The sequence below is a fragment of the Cupriavidus sp. CP313 genome (genome assembly GCF_054072015.1).
This window is the reverse complement of sequence record NZ_JBSVZB010000022.1, coordinates 22620-36073: the sequence shown is the minus strand read 5'-3', so window position 1 is coordinate 36073 and position 13454 is coordinate 22620. Positions and strand designations below refer to the sequence as shown.

11 protein-coding genes are annotated in these 13454 nt (G+C 69.2%); 6 read left to right on the top strand and 5 right to left on the bottom strand.

Translation table 11 applies throughout. The features are described 5' to 3' along the window. Nucleotides 1-342 precede the first annotated feature (342 nt). The 3 genes from ACW4E8_RS26335 to ACW4E8_RS26325 form a co-directional block, all read right to left on the bottom strand. Complete coding sequence (locus ACW4E8_RS26335) at nucleotides 343-3231, bottom strand: c-type cytochrome (RefSeq protein ID WP_456807291.1); 2889 nt, start codon at nucleotides 3229-3231, stop codon at nucleotides 343-345. A gap of 50 nt (nucleotides 3232-3281) precedes the next feature. After that, nucleotides 3282-3779 carry a (2Fe-2S)-binding protein gene (locus tag ACW4E8_RS26330; protein WP_456807204.1) on the bottom strand — a complete coding sequence of 166 codons (498 nt, stop codon included), beginning with the start codon at nucleotides 3777-3779 and terminating at the stop codon, nucleotides 3282-3284. An 86-nt stretch (nucleotides 3780-3865) separates the two neighbouring features. Next, nucleotides 3866-5026 (bottom strand): FAD-dependent monooxygenase, encoded by a 1161-nt coding sequence (locus tag ACW4E8_RS26325; protein ID WP_456807203.1) that lies wholly within the window; start codon nucleotides 5024-5026, stop codon nucleotides 3866-3868. Between the two features lie 347 nt (nucleotides 5027-5373). On the opposite strand from ACW4E8_RS26325, the gene ACW4E8_RS26320 reads away from it, so the two are divergent. From ACW4E8_RS26320 to ACW4E8_RS26305, 4 genes are read left to right on the top strand one after another with little or no spacing between them, the layout of a single operon-like run. Continuing rightward, on the top strand, nucleotides 5374-6126 hold the full coding sequence (locus tag ACW4E8_RS26320; RefSeq protein WP_010812897.1) for a maleate cis-trans isomerase family protein: 753 nt from the start codon (nucleotides 5374-5376) through the stop codon (nucleotides 6124-6126). Nucleotides 6127-6137: 11 nt separating this feature from the next. Next, nucleotides 6138-6968, top strand: coding sequence for an alpha/beta fold hydrolase (locus ACW4E8_RS26315; protein ID WP_456807202.1), 831 nt, complete (start codon nucleotides 6138-6140; stop codon nucleotides 6966-6968). 13 nt (nucleotides 6969-6981) lie between these two features. Beyond that, entirely contained in the window at nucleotides 6982-8061 is a 1080-nt protein-coding gene (locus ACW4E8_RS26310) for a 2,5-dihydroxypyridine 5,6-dioxygenase (RefSeq protein ID WP_456807201.1), read from the top strand. Continuing rightward, nucleotides 8054-8689: an N-carbamoylsarcosine amidohydrolase gene (locus ACW4E8_RS26305; RefSeq protein ID WP_456807200.1), complete on the top strand. Its 636-nt coding sequence runs from the start codon at nucleotides 8054-8056 to the stop codon at nucleotides 8687-8689. Before ACW4E8_RS26310 ends, ACW4E8_RS26305 begins: the two co-directional genes overlap by 8 nt. Nucleotides 8690-8716: 27 nt before the next feature. On the opposite strand, the gene ACW4E8_RS26300 is transcribed toward ACW4E8_RS26305, so the two are convergent. Beyond that, nucleotides 8717-9472, bottom strand: coding sequence for a TetR/AcrR family transcriptional regulator (locus ACW4E8_RS26300; protein WP_456807199.1), 756 nt, complete (start codon nucleotides 9470-9472; stop codon nucleotides 8717-8719). Nucleotides 9473-9555: 83 nt separating this feature from the next. On the opposite strand from ACW4E8_RS26300, the gene ACW4E8_RS26295 reads away from it, so the two are divergent. Continuing rightward, nucleotides 9556-11829, top strand: a complete 2274-nt coding sequence (locus ACW4E8_RS26295) for a molybdopterin cofactor-binding domain-containing protein (RefSeq protein WP_456807198.1) — start codon at nucleotides 9556-9558, stop codon at nucleotides 11827-11829. A gap of 28 nt (nucleotides 11830-11857) precedes the next feature. Here the strand turns inward: ACW4E8_RS26295 and ACW4E8_RS26290 are convergent, their stop codons facing one another. After that, nucleotides 11858-12337, bottom strand: a complete 480-nt coding sequence (locus ACW4E8_RS26290) for a MarR family winged helix-turn-helix transcriptional regulator (protein ID WP_013955915.1) — start codon at nucleotides 12335-12337, stop codon at nucleotides 11858-11860. Between the two features lie 206 nt (nucleotides 12338-12543). Between ACW4E8_RS26290 and ACW4E8_RS26285 the strand changes: the two genes are divergently transcribed. After that, the gene (locus ACW4E8_RS26285) at nucleotides 12544-13431 is read left to right on the top strand and encodes a DMT family transporter (protein ID WP_456807290.1); all 888 of its coding nucleotides are present in this window, start codon (nucleotides 12544-12546) and stop codon (nucleotides 13429-13431) included. Nucleotides 13432-13454 lie beyond the last annotated feature (23 nt).

Genomic DNA, 13454 nt, shown 5'->3' with positions numbered 1-13454 from the left:
CCCGGGCCAGCGCTTCCGGTGATGTAAAGGGCCAATCTTTTAGTTTTGTTGTCTCGTCTGCCGCTTGCGGCGCGCCGTCCTTGTGCGGGGAGGCACCGCTGCGAGCCATGCGGCTCTCATGTAGTGCGCACTACATGAGCGTTCAGCGTAAGCTACATGAAACTGGCGGGCAAGGCCGAATTGCGTTTTCCCTCCTCGGGGTTTTCCCGCGCGTGGCGCGCATGGCGCCGGCGCGGGAATGCACGTCTCCCTGCCCGGTGGCGAAGCGCCTTGCCAGGCACGGCGTAGATGCGGTCAGTGTGGATGCGGAAGGCGCGGCGAGCCGGCCCCGCGAGGTCTGCGTTAGTCCTGGTGGGCAGGCGTCGCGCGCAGGCGCGCGACGGTGTTCTCCAGGTCCTGCCATGCGGGTTTGTCGGGCGCAAAGCGCGCGCGCAGGTACTGCGCCAGCTGCGCGATCTGCTGGTCGTCGAGCGTGTCGGCATAGGCCGGCATTGCACCCAGTTCGCTGTTAGGCGGTGCCGGCATGCCTTGCAGCAGCACCTGGATCACGTTGTCAGGCAGCTTGCTGTGCAGGTTCGTATTGAGCGCGAGCGAAGGCTTGACGCCGAACTGGGCGATGCCCTGGTCCGACTGGTGGCAGACCGCGCATGCGCTCTGGTACAGGCGTTCGGCGGGGCCGCCCAGGGTGCGCGCGGCCTGCGCGCTGCGTTGCTCGATCTGTGCTGCCTGTGCGGCGAGTACGGTCGGTGCGGGCGGGGGCGTGCCGAACGAGGCCACGTAGTGCGCGATCGCGCGCACGTCGGCTTCAGGCAGTTGCGCCAGCTCTTCGACCACCGGTGCCATCGGCCCCGCCGCGGCGCCATGGTGCGGCGCGTAGCCGCCGCGCAGGTAGGTGAACAGTGCCGCCTCGGTCCAGGGCAGCGGTGCATGCGACAGCGCGCTCAGTGGCGGCGCTTCCCAGCCTTCGGCGCTGCCGCCGGTCAGGTACTGGCGGCCGCCTTGCTCGGCACCGAGCGCATTGCGCGGCGAATGGCAGGCGCTGCAGTGGCCCAGCCCTTCGGCCAGATACGCGCCGCGATTCCATTGCGCGGAGCGCGACGGGTCCGGCGTGAAGCGTTCGTTGCGATGGAACAGCAGGTTCCAGCCCGCCAGCAGCGGGCGCATGTTGAAGGGGAACGCGAGCTGCGTCTGCGGGACTTCGGATTTCACCGGCTCTGCCGACATCAGGTACCCATATAGCGCCTGCATGTCGCCGTCGCTGATCTTCGCGAATGCGGTGTACGGGAACGCGGGGTACAAGCGCCGCCCGTCGCGGCGGATGCCCTCGCGCATGGCGCGCTCGAACGCGGCGAAGGACCAGTTGCCGATGCCGGTCTGCGCATCCGGGGTGATATTGGTGCTGTAGACCGTGCCGAAGGGCGTCTCCAGCGGCAGGCCGCCGGCGTTCTTCACGCCGCCCGGCGCGGTATGGCATACCGCACAGTCTCCCGCGGCGGCCACCAGCCGGCCGCGTTCGAGCGTGGCGGCGGAATAGAAGCCGGCCTCGGGCGGCGCCACCGGTGCGATCGGCGCGCGCCAAGGCAGCAGCGTGGCGCACACGCCCGCCGCGGCTGCGGCGGCAGCGGCGGCAGCGGCGATCCAGCCGCGCTTGCTGCGCTGGTTGCCGGGCCTGGCCTCGGCCAGCGCCAGGCGGATGCGATCGGCGCTGAAGGGCGGCGTGCGCAGGCGCACGCCGGTGGCATCGTAGATGGCATTGGCCACGGCCGCGGCGGCGGGCATGGTGTCGGTCGGGCTGGCGGCCAGCGCGTCATGCGTGGCGAGCGTGCCGGCCAGGCGGACTTCCGGCAGGGTGCTGCCCGGCACGGCTGGCAGCGTCTGGCTGGCAGGTGGCGCCTCGGTCGGCCAGGTGTCGAAGGCGGGCGTGGCCGACGTCAGCTGCAGGGCAGCATCGGCCACGGCCTGCTCGAGCGAGCGCGCGGACGGCGCGACTTGCGCGCGTGGCAGCGATTCACTGTCATGCCCCACCGTCACGCGCGTGACCGCCAGCTCGCCGGTGGTGCCGTCGACCTCGACCTCGGCCACCCATGCCGACCAGCTCTGGCCGGCGTCGTGGTCGACGGTATGGGCATAGGCAAAGCCGCGGCCGCGCTGCACGTTGCCGGCCGCTGTGTTGGCGCGGGGCGCGGCCGGCGTCCAGCCGGCGCGCTCGGCCACTTGCCGTACCAGTGCCGTGCCGCGCGCATCGTCGAGATGCGCCAGCCGCAGCGCGACCGGGTCGGTGCCGGAGGCGGCGGCAAGCTCATCGAGATGGGATTCCCGCGCGAACACCTGTGCCCGGGCGGTCGCCAGTGGCGCCGCATCGAACGCGGCGGCGTTGCCTGTCGCAACCAGGTCGACATGCGGAATGCGATAGGGCGGCATGGCGGTGTCGCCTGCGTGGCCGGCATCGATGCCGTCCGCCACGGGCGATGCCGTATGCGTCAGCCACAGCGCCAGCGGCACGGCCGGGGCCGCGGTGCCCGCCAGGGTTGCGGCGTAGGCTTCGACGGCAGTGCCGGCCAGCGCGGTGTCGACGCGCACATCGAGCGCGGCATCGGCAAGGCCTACGTCGGCAGCACACAGCCGACGCATCACGGGCAGTCCGGTGGCGTGGGCCAGCAGCGCCGCGTCGGCGGCGGCGTGCGGCGCGAGCAGCGCGGGGTCCGCGCGGTCGTCGGACGACTGCCAGCAGGCCAGCACCACCTGTTGCGCCGCGATGCCCAGCAGCGCGGCAAGCTCGGCGCGCAGCGCGCCAGGGCGCGTGCTTGGCAGCCACACGGTCAGCTTGCCGTCGCGCCAGTCGGCGACGGCCGTGCAATACGCCTCGCCGCGGGTGCCGGCCAGCGGCCACTGGTAGTGCTGCGTGTGGCGCGCATCGGCGCTGGCCAGCACCTCATCGGCGTTGCCGCGCCGGGCCAGCGCGTGGCGTGCTACCGGCGCGTCGTCCGCGCGGGGCGGGGCGGACCATCGTGCCTGCAGCGCATGGGTTGCGTTGGCGGCCTGTGCGCCGGAAGCCGCCGCCACGCCGGCAAAGTTGTTCCGGATGACGACCGCGCGCACGCCCGGCAGCGCCAGCGCTGCCTCGCGCTCCGCGCCCAGCAGGCGTGCCGCCAGCGCCTTGCCGTCGATCCAGCGCAGGCCAGGCGGTGTCAGCACCCGGGCAACCAGGCAGTCGGCGGCGGGCGGCGGCATGCTGCCCGCGACCGCGGTCGCAGGGGTGGCCTGTGGGACGAGTCCTTCGTTCACGATGCCGCCCCCTCGGCCGCCTGTCGTTGCAGCACCGCGGCACGTTGCACCGCGCGCACGATTTCCACGTGGGTGCCGCAGCGGCACAGGTTGAAGCGCAGCGCCTCGCGGATCTGCGCTTCGTCGGGATCGGGATTCTGCGCGAGCAGTGCCTTGGCGGTCATGATCATGCCGTTCAGGCAGTAGCCGCACTGCGCGGCCTGTTCGTCGATAACGGCCTGCTGCACGGGGTCGGGATGCTCAGCCGTGCCGAGGCCCTCAAGTGTGGTCACCGCGTGGCCCACCGCGGCCCTGACGGGCAGCACGCAAGAACGTGCGGGCAATCCGTCCACCAACACCGTGCAGGCGCCGCATTGCCCCAGGCCGCAGCCATACTTGGGCCCGTTGCAGCACAGGTCGTTGCGCAGGATGTAGAGCAGCGGCGTGTCAGGGGCCACGCTCAGCGTGTGCTCGGCGTGGTTAACTTGCAATGTCAGGGGGCGGGGCGTGTTCATCGGGGGCTGGGGGCGGTTTGAACATCACGCATCGCTGCGCCGCGCCCCTTCGATGAGGGGCTGCGGCGGGCAGGGTTGGTCAGGCGTCAGGCCGCGGCGGACAGCGTCCCGGTCCCGGCCGACACCAGCGGCACGTTGAAGACATCGTAGCCGAAACACCAGTCGGGGTTCTCGTTGCTGCGCAGCCAGGTGTTGTTGTGCGAGACCAGCTGGACCTTGCTCGCGCGCTCGTTGCGGTTCGCTTCATACAGCGCGAATGCCGAGGCGAAGTCGTCCACGCCAGTCTCGGTGAAGCAGCGCGTGAGCATCGCGGCATCCTCGATCGCCATCGCTGCGCCTTGTGCCATGTGCGGCTTCATCGGGTGGCAGGCGTCGCCGAGCAGCACCAGGCGGCCCCGGCTCCACAACGGCAGCGGGTCGCGCTCCAGCAGCGGCCACTTGGTCACTTCGACGGTTCCTTCGATCAGCGACTGCACGCCCTCATGCCAGCCATCGAACGCGGCGCGCATTTCCTCGATGCTGCTCGGCACCCAGCTCTTGCTCATGTCCCACTCGGGCTCGGGCACGCCGGTGACGTAGTAGATCTCGTCGAGCTTGCTGGTATCGAAGTAGACCATCATGTGGCGGTCGTCGGTCCACCACTTGGTGCAGCGCTCATGCGTGAAGCCCTTGACGCGCGAGATCGGGAACACCGCGCGGTGCGCCACGTAGCCGGTGTACTTGGGCGGCTCGGCGCCCAGCAGCGTCTCGCGGATGCGCGAGTTGACGCCGTCCGCGCCGATCACGATATCGGCCTCATCGACCGTGCCGTCGGTGAAGCGCAGCTGCACCACGTCGCCCTGGTCGGTGACGCTTTCCAGCTTCTTGTTGAAGAACAGCGTGTCGGGCGCCACGGCGTCGGTCAGCAGCTTGTGGAAGTCGCCGCGGTGCACGGTCAGGTAGCTCGCGCCGTAGTGGCGCTCCGCGTAGTCGCCCAGCGGGATCTGCGCGATCACCTCGCCGGTCAGGCCGTCGCGGCTGTACCAGTAGTCGGGGTGGCAGCCCATGTCGTTAAGCGCGTCTTCGATGCCGATGCGCCGCATGATCTTCATCACGTTGGGCCCCACATGGATGCCCGCGCCCAGGCGCGAGAACCCCGGTGCCTGTTCATACAGCCTGACTTGAAAGCCGGCTCGCTGCAGCAGGGCGGCCGCGGCCGTCCCTCCGAGTCCGGCGCCGACAACTGCGATTCGCGGTTTGCCTTGCACGTTATTTCTCCTGGCAATGACACAAGGTCGATGGGGGCTGGGGCGGCCACTCGGCCGACCGTTGAAAACGAGTGTACACACTCAAAATATCAAAGTAAAAGGAGAAATTGATGAACCTATGGAAAACCCTTAATGGAACGTGACGACGCTCGCACATCGCGATGAATCGGTGAATTTATGCGCAAATACCGGGATTGGTTAGTTAAGTATGCACTGAACGAGTGAATTTGCGGCGGCACAGATTCTGTTTGCTTAGATAAAGTGTGTACACTACAATCAATCGCAGCATGCAGGGCCGCCAGGCCGAGGCAGGCGGGTAGACAGACAAACAGATGACGGAGTCGACAGTGCAGAAAGTTTTCCGAATCGGCCAGATCGTGCCGAGCTCCAACACCACCATGGAAACCGAGATCCCGGCGATGCTGGCCGCGCGCCAGCTGGTGCGCCCGGAACGCTTCACCTTCCACTCAAGCCGGATGCGGATGAAGAAGGTGGTCAAGGAAGAACTGGCGGCCATGGACGCCGAATCCGACCGCTGCGCGGTGGAGCTGAGCGACGCCCGCGTCGACGTGCTCGGCTATGCCTGCCTGGTGGCGATCATGGCGATGGGCCACGGCTACCACCGGGTGTCCGAGCAGCGCCTGCAGGCGCACACCGCCGAGAACGGCGGCGACGCGCCGGTGATCACCAGCGCCGGCGCGCTGGTCGATGCGCTCAAGGTGATGGGCGCGAAGCGCATTGCCGTGGTGGCGCCCTATATGAAGCCGCTGACCGAGCTGGTGGTCGACTACATCCGCAATGAAGGCTATGAGGTGGTCGACTACCGCGCGCTGGAAATCCCTGACAACCTCGAAGTCGGGCGCCATGACCCGGCACGGCTGCCGGAGATCGTCGCGCAGATGAATACGGCCGACGCCGATGTCATCGTGCTGTCGGCGTGCGTGCAGATGCCGTCGCTGCCGGCCGTGGCCAAGGTCGAGGCAATGACCGGCAAGCCCGTGGTCACCGCCGCCGTCGCCACCACCTACGCGCTGCTGAAGCGGCTCGGGCTGGAGCCGGTGGTGCCGGGCGCCGGCGCGCTGCTGTCGGGCGCGTACTGAAGGGGGCGGCCATGGCAGACAGCAGCTTTCTCTACGGCGCCAGCGTGAACGCCAACGGCATCCGCCAGCACTACCTGCGCTATGGCGGGCAGGGCGGCGCGCGTGCGCAGCGCGATGCCGTCATCATCGTGCCGGGCATCACCAGCCCGGCGGTAACCTGGGGCTTTGTCGGCGAGCAGTTCGGGCAGCAGTTCGATACCTATGTGCTCGACGTGCGCGGCCGCGGCCTGTCGCAGGCCGGCGCGGAGCTGGACTACAGCCTCGATGCGCAGGCTGCCGATGTGATCGCGTTTGCTGAAGCGCTTGGCTTGCAGCGCTACGCCATCGTCGGCCATTCGATGGGCGCGCGCATCGGCATCCGCGCCGCGCGCAGCAAGCCGGCAGGCCTGACGCGCCTGGTGCTGGTCGATCCGCCGGTGTCGGGCCCGGGCCGCCGCCCGTATCCGTCTCAACTGCCGTGGTACATCGATTCGATCCGGCTGGCGCAGCAGGGCATCGACGTGGAAGGCATGCGCCGCTTCTGCCCGACCTGGACCGAGGACCAGCTGCGCCTGCGCGCGCAATGGCTGCATACCTGCGACGAGCGCGCGATCCTGGCCAGCTTCAATGGCTTCCATGAAGACGATATCCACGCCGACCTGCCGCACGTGTCGGTGCCGGCCCTGCTGATGACCGCGGGCCGGGGCGACGTGATCCGCGAGGAAGACGTGCAGGAGATGCGCAAGCTGCTGCCCGCATTGCTGGTCGCGCATGTCGCCAACGCGGGCCACATGATCCCGTGGGACGACGAGGCCGGCTTCTACCGCGCCTTCGGCGACTTCCTGGGTGCGGCGCTGAACTGAACGAGGAGCGAACATGCCCGTAAGCGATTACGACCTGACCGCGGCTTGGAAGCAGGTGCTGACGCTGTCGAAGCTTGAGCCGGGACAGACCGTCACCGTGCTGACCGGCGCCGCCACGCATCCGCAGACGCTGCGCACCGCGATGGTGGCGGCGGCATCGATGGGGGCCATCCTCAACCGGCTCGACCTGCCGCCGGTCAATGGCGAAAAGGCGCTCAGCCGCGACGCGCTGGCTTACCTGGGGACCACGCCGCTGACCGGCAACCCGGCCGCGATTGCCGCGCTCAAGGCCAGCGACCTGGTGCTGGACCTGATGACGCTGCTGTTCTCGCCCGAGCAGCACGAGATCCTGGCGCAAGGCACCAAGATCCTGCTGGCGGTGGAGCCCCCCGAAGTGCTGGCGCGGCTGGTGCCGACCGAAGCCGATCGCGCCCGCGTCAAAGCGGCGACGGCACGGCTGGGCAAGGCGCGCGAGATGCATATCGTGTCCGACGCCGGTATGGACTTGCGCTGCCGCCTGGGTGAGTTCCCGGCGATCAGCGAGTACGGCTTTGTCGACGAGCCCGGCCGCTGGGACCACTGGCCGAGCGGCTTCGTGCTGACCTGGCCGGACGAGGGCGGCACCAACGGCACCATCGTGCTGGACCGCGGCGACATCCTGCTGCCGATGAAGTCCTATATCCAGGCGCCGATCCGCATCACGGTCGAAGCCGGCTACGTGCGCCGCATCGAAGGCGGCGTGGATGCCGAACTGCTGGCCGACTACATGGCCTCGTTCAACGACCCCGAAGCCTATGCCATGTCGCATATCGGCTGGGGGCTGCAGCCGCGCGCCAGCTGGTCGGCGCTGGCGATGTATGACCGCGAGGCCACCATCGGCATGGACGCGCGCGCCTACGAGGGCAACTTCCTGTGCTCGTTCGGCCCCAACAACGAAGCCGGCGGCAGCCGCACCACCGCCTGCCATATCGACATCCCGGTGCGTCACTGCACCGTCAGCCTGGATGGCGAACCCGTGGTAGTGCGCGGCAAGGTGATGGACGGCCACCACGAGCCGGCCGCTTCTCTCTACAAGGACGCGCGCCATGGATGACGCCGTGCAGACCTACCAGCGCCAGGGCTTTGGCGCAGCAATTCCACTGCGAGCGCCGTACGGCCTGCTGATCATCGACTTCGTCAACGGCTTTGCCGATCCGGCGGTGTTCGGCGGCGGCAATATCCCCGAGGCGATCCGCAATACGCAGCCGCTGCTGCGCACCGCGCGCGAGCAGGGCTGGCCGGTGGCGCACAGTCGCATCGTGTTTGCCGACGACGACAGCGACCACAATATCTTCACGCTGAAGGTGCCGGGCATGCTGACGCTGAAGGAGGATGGCCGCAACAGCAAGATCGTGCCGGAGCTGGCGCCCGCGCCGGGAGAGCTGGTGGTGCGCAAGACGGTGCCGTCGGCGTTCTTCGGCACCTCGCTGGCGGCTTGGTTGACGCAGCGCGGCGTGCAGACGCTGCTGGTGGCGGGTTGCGTCACCAGCGGCTGCGTGCGCGCCAGCGTGGTCGACGCGATGTCGCTGGGCTTCCGCCCGCTGGTGGTGTCGGATTGCGTGGGCGACCGCGCGCTGGGCCCGCATGACGCCAACCTGTTCGACATGGCGCAGAAATACGCCACCGTGCTGACGCGCGACGAGGCGCTGGCGCAGGTTGCCGGCGTGCGGGCCGCCGCCTGAGGCGTGGCGATGCGGCCGGGCCTGGCGTCAGCCTGCAGCCGCGCGCCGGCCGCGGGCCGCCTTGCGCGGCGCGGCCGGCGGCGCTGCGTCCGCATCCGGCACCGCGCCGGGCACGGCCACAGCGCGCAGCACCGTCTGCTGGATCACATCGCGCCAGTGCGCCAGCGCGGGCGGGCTCATCATGGGTTCGCCCAGGAAGGCGCTGAGCGTATGATGGTTGGAGTTGTAGAAGTAGCCAAGCGAAGCGATCACCATATAGACATCGCGCGCGCCCGCGTCGGGCCGGAACAGCCCTGCGGCCTTGCCGCGCGCGAGGATGCCGTCGAGCACCGACAGCGCGTAGCTGGAGATCTCTCGCAGCCGCACCGACTTCTTCGCGTGCTTGCCCTGGCTCATGTTCTCGCTGGTCAGGATGGCGACGAACTCCGGATGATCGAGGTAGTACTGCCAGACGAAATCGATCAGCTGCGACAGCGCGCGCACGGGATCGGCGGCGTCGAGTTCATGTTCCAGCTGCTGCTCGGCTTCATTGAGCTGCAGGTAGATGGTCTCCAGCACTTCGACAAACAGCTTTTCCTTGCTGCCGAAGTAGTAATAGATCATCCGGTCGTAGGTCTTGGCCAGCGACGAGATGCGTTCGATGCGGCCCCCGTCGTAGCCGCGCTGGGCGAAGACCTTGATCGCAGCCTTCAGGATGCGGTCGCGGCTGTCCTGCGCTTGCCGGGCCCGCGTGCCGGCTGGCGCCCGCTTTGCGGTTGGCTTGGGCGCGGTCGTGATCGTCATGGTCGATGCTTGGGCTATTCCACAGTTGGCTTGCAGTATAACGGGCGCCCCGGGGCGCCGCCGGTGAAGGAGATGGCAGAACGATGACGGCAACCAACCTGCAACCCGCGGCACAGGCCGACGCCGACACGCCGCGCACGCTGCGGCTGGCGCTGCTGCAGGCCACCGGCGTGCTGCTGGTGACGCGCGCCCCGCAGGCGGCGGCGCGGCCCGCGCCCGGCCAGCCCGGTGCGGCGTCGGACTACGTGCCGGCGCTGCCGGACATCTTCATTGCCGTGCGCGACAGCGGCGAGGTGCTGGCCTTCAACGGCCACGTCGACCTGGGCACCGGCATCCGCACGGCGCTGGCGCAGATCGTGGCCGAAGAACTCGACGTGCCGCTCGAACGCGTACGCATGGTGCTTGGCCATACCGACGCCACCCCCAACCAGGGCCCCACCATTGCCAGCGCATCGATCCAGATCTCGGCGCTGCCGTTGCGCCGCGCCGCCGCCCAGGCCCGTGCGTGGCTGCAGGCGCGTGCCGCGCAGCACCTCGGCGTGGAATCCGGCGGGCTGGAGGCAGGGGACGGCGTTTTCCAGGTTCCCGGCACGCAGGCCAGCATCGGCTACGGCGCGCTGGTTTCCGGCGAGCATGTGGAACTGCCGCTGGCAGACGACATAGCGACCAAGCCGGTCGAGTCCTACCGCATCGTCGGCCGCGCGGCAGGCCGCGTCGATATTCCCGACAAGGCGCGCGGCGTGCTGACCTTCGTTCACGACGTGCGCGTGCCCGGCATGCTGCACGGCCGCGTGGTGCGCCCGCCGTACGCTGGGCGCGACAGCGGCGGCTTTGTCGGCAACAGCCTGCTGGAAGTCGACCGCGACTCCGTGCGCGACGTGCCGGGCCTGGTCGACGTGGTGGTGCAGGGCGATTTTGTCGGCGTGGTGGCCGAGCGCGAGGAATACGCGGTGCAGGCCGCGCGCCGGCTGCGCGTGCGCTGGAAGCCGGTGCCGCCGCTGCCCGCGCTGGACGATCCGGAGCCCGCGCTGCGCGCCAACCCGGCCACGCGGCGCGAGTTGCTGTCCGACGGCGAGCTGCCGGCAAACGGCGCCGGCACGGTATTGCAGCGGCGCTTCGTCTGGCCGTACCAGATGCATGGCTCGATCGGCCCGTCATGCGCCGTGGCCGACTGGCATGACGATGGCCTGACGGTGTGGTCCGGCACGCAGAACCCGCATGTGCTGCGCATCGATCTGGCCAGGCTGTGCGGGCTCGGCGAAGACCGCATCGAGATCGTGCGCATGGAGGCCGCCGGCTGCTACGGGCGCAACTGCGCCGACGATGTATGCGCCGACGCGGCACTACTGTCGCGCGCCGTCGGGCGGCCCGTGCGCGTGCAGCTCTCGCGCGAACAGGAGCACCTGTGGGAGCCCAAGGGCGCGGCCCAGCTGATGGACGTCAGTGCCACGCTGGGGGCGGACGGCGCGCTGCTCGGCTACGACTTCACCAGCCGCTATCCGTCCAACGACGCGCCCACGCTGGCGCTGGTGCTGACCGGTGCCGTGCCCAACGCGCCGCGCACGCTGGAGATGGGCGATCGCACCGCCGTGCCGCCGTACGCGTATGGCGCGCGCCGCATCGGTTGCGATGACACGCCCGCGATCGTGCGCGCGTCCTGGCTGCGTGGCGTGTCGGCGCTGCCCAATGCGTTTGCGCACGAGTGCGTGATCGATGAGCTGGCCGCGCAGGCGGATGCCGATCCCGTGGATTTCCGGCTGCGGCACCTGCCGGATGAACGTGCCGCGGCTTTGCTGCGTGCCGTGGCCGAAGCGGCTGGCTGGCAGCGGGGCGTGGCCGGATCGCGCGGCATCGCGGATGCCGAAGGCCGGCTGCGCGGCCGGGGCGTGGCCTATGCCCGCTATATCCACAGCCGTTTCCCGGGCTTCGGCGCAGCCTGGTCGGCCTGGGTGGTGGACCTGGCGGTGGATGCCGGCACCGGCCGCATCACCATCGAAAAGGTGGTGGTCGGGCAGGACACCGGCATGATGGTCAATCCCGACGGCGTGCGCCACCAGATCCACGGCAACGTGGTGCAGACGCTCAGCCGGGTGTTGAAGGAGCAGGTGCGGTTCGATTCGGACGGGGTCGCGAGCCGCGAATGGGGCAGCTATCCGCTGCTGACCTTCCCGGAAATCCCGCCGATTGAAGTGGTGCTGATGCCGCGGCAGTCGGAGCCGCCGCTGGGCGCGGGCGAATCGGCCTCGCTGCCCGGCGCGCCGGCGCTTGCCAATGCCTTGTTCGACGCCCTGGGGGTGCGCCTGCGCCGGCCGCCTTTCGTGCCCGAGACTGTGCTGGCGGCGTTGCAGGCCCGCTGAGGCCCCCCAAACTTGAAGCGGCGCCTGCTCAGGCGCCGCCATTCCCCTCGTCGATCTCACTCATCTTGCGCAGCAGGTAAGTCACCGCCACGCGCTCGGCCGGGTTCAGGCCGCCGAAGGTCTGCTCCGAGATCTCCTTCGCAAACGGCACGGTCTCATCGATCAGTGCCAGCCCGGCGGGCGTGACCGTTACCACCACCTTGCGCCGGTCGTTGGGATCGTGCGACACCGCAATCAGCTCGCGCGACTTCAGCCGGTCGATGATGCCCCGCACCGTGGCCTGGTCGATGGCGGTGGCGCGCACCACCTCGTTCATCGAACACGGCTGGCGGTCCCTGACCGCGCACAGCACCACGAACTGCGCCGCGGTCAGCTGCGAATCCGGGATGGTCTGCTGGAAGATCGCCACATGGCGCTGGTAGGCGCGCCGCAGCAGGTGGCCCACCTGCTCGGTGAAATCGTAGTCGGCAGCGGTCTTGCCGGAAGGCGTGTCGGAGGGCTGGGGCACGAACCTGGTGCAGAGGGTAAGGTGACCCAGAGTATACCGAGGAAGGGGGCCGGGAAGGTGGCCGGGGCCGCCGAGGCGACGCCCGATGCCATTGCGTCTTTTCGAATACAATCGTCGGGTCGTTTCGCGGGGCCGACGTGCCCGCCCGCTTTCCCCCTGTATTCCCCGTGCCCGCCTCCCAGAAGTCTCTCGCCGCACCTGCCGCGCTGCCATCGCCGCAGCGCTCGGGCCTTGTCATCGCCGCCGTCGGCGCGGTGCTGTTTTCCGCCAAGGCGATCGTCGCCAAGCTGATGTACCGCTACAACGTCGATGCGGTGATGGTGATCACGCTGCGCATGCTGTTCGCGGTGCCGCTGTTCATGGCGATCGGCTGGTGGCAGTCGCGCCGGCTGGCGCCGCTGTCGTGGGCGGACCGCGGCCGCGTGGTGTTTCTCGGCTTTATCGGCTACTACCTGTCGAGCTTCCTCGATTTCATCGGCCTGCAATACATCACCGCCGGGCTGGAGCGGCTGATCCTGTTCCTGACGCCGTCGTTCGTGCTGCTGGCCACCGCGCTGGTGTTCCGCCGGCCGATCGCCATGCGCCAGTGGCTGTCGCTGCTGCTGGCCTACGCCGGCATCGTGCTGGTATTCGCGCATGACCTGGACGTCAGCGGCAGCCAGGTGTGGCTGGGCGGCGCGCTGGTGCTGGGCAGCGCCGTGACCTATGGTATCTACCTGATCCTGAGCGGCGAGCTGGTGCGGCGCATCGGCTCGCTGCGGCTGGTGGCGTATGCGATGTGCGTCTCGACCGCCTGCTGCGTGATCCAGTACCTGGTGCTGGGCCGGCCGGTGGCGGAACTGGCGCAGCCGGCGCCGGTGATGTGGCTGTCACTCATCAATGCGGTGTTCTGCACCGTGCTGCCGGTGTCGCTGACCATGGTGGCGGTGTCGCGCATCGGCGCGCCGATGGCGTCGCAGGCGGGCATGATCGGCCCGGTGTCGACGCTGTTCCTGGCCTTCTGGCTGCTGGGCGAGCCCATCAGCGGCGTGCAGCTGGCCGGCAGTGCGCTGGTGATGGGCGGCATGTATTTGCTGTCGGCAAGAAAAACGTGATTCCGGGCCGGCCCCGGAGCTGG